Genomic DNA, 814 nt, shown 5'->3' on the forward strand with positions numbered 1-814 from the left:
TGAAGGGCAAGAGAAGACGGTTATCAACAGTCGCCTTTGCTGCACCATTGTCGATCTTATTTCGGAAGGAGAGATAGAGGGATTGGCCAACAACGTTGGTCCATTTCCCGCTAAAGCTGTTCAGCGTCGCTCTGTGTATCTGGACGGCGTTCGAGTCGAAAATGACGACGGGAGCTTGAATTTCGAAGTTGAAAAATTCGATTTTGTCGAGGGGAAGGTTCGGCAGGACGCCATCAAGTGGGTCACGGCGGCTTCAAGTGAGGTGCAAGTGGGCGTCGAGCTTCAGCGTCGTCTTGCCGACGATTATAAGGACGGAAAGAAGATCAAGGTTACGCAATTCACGCCCTGTAAGATCGAGGTCGCAGAGCCGGACGTGGATGAGGTGGATGTTACTGTCCGGGTAAATGATCTGTGGTGGGATTCGAATAAGGGGCACACCAACGCGACGATCAAACTTCAGTTCGCACCATCGTACGAACCGGCGAGCGAGAACGTTCCTGCGCCCGAACCAGAGATTAGAGAGATTACTGGCATCTGCCAGAGCTATTGCAAGACATTCACGTTTCCAGTAAAGCTGGTCGGAAGTGCGCGTTTTGTGCTGAAGATCTCGCGTGCGGACGAGATCAATCAAGATAAAAACCCCGGAAAGGAGCACGGTACGGCACATGTAGTGAGCTACACAAAAAAGCGAACCGGCGAGTTCAAATATCCCGCTAGCGCAGTGGCGGCGATGCGCATCACCTCCGATAAATTCGACCGAATTCCAGTCCGCTCATACGACGTGAAGGGGTTGCTGGTTGAAGTACCGGACAAC

General features: G+C 52.3%; 1 protein-coding gene. It reads left to right on the top strand.

Annotated features, from left to right (window positions below; all coding sequences use genetic code 11):
- Positions 1–814: hypothetical protein (locus QCE79_RS33170; protein ID WP_309851708.1), on the top strand; the 814-nt coding region annotated here is incomplete at both ends.

Source organism: Caballeronia sp. LZ003, from assembly GCF_031451465.1.
GTDB lineage: Bacteria > Pseudomonadota > Gammaproteobacteria > Burkholderiales > Burkholderiaceae > Caballeronia.